Annotated in this window: 1 pseudogene; it reads left to right on the top strand. The window is 62.3% G+C overall.

From position 1 onward, the window contains the following. A pseudogene (locus tag NE591_RS14670) lies at positions 1 to 297 on the top strand (hypothetical protein); the annotation flags it as partial.

Here is a 297-nt window from a genome sequence, read left to right as displayed (position 1 = left end):
GCAGATAGCGCGGCGCACCACGCTCGTCCCTGATATCCTCTTTGCTGATGCTCGCCTTGCGATCGAGTACGACTCGACGGCCGAGCACACCAGCTCTTCGCAGCTGATGAGGGACGCCCAGAAGCGCCTGGCGCTGGAGACGGACGGCTACAAGGTCGTCACCGTGACGGCGGGGCAGATTGGCAGCTCGGGCAAAATGCGGCGCATTGCCGAGCAGTGCTATCGCCGGCGGGGCAAAAGATTTCGCCCCCAAAGCAAGGAATTCGCGAATCAGCAAGCTATCCTGTTCCGCATGGG

The sequence above is a fragment of the Adlercreutzia sp. DFI.6.23 genome (assembly GCF_024462535.1).
Taxonomy (GTDB): domain Bacteria; phylum Actinomycetota; class Coriobacteriia; order Coriobacteriales; family Eggerthellaceae; genus Adlercreutzia; species Adlercreutzia rubneri.
Note: the sequence above shows the minus strand (reverse complement) of the source record. Positions and strands in the feature narration are given on the sequence as shown.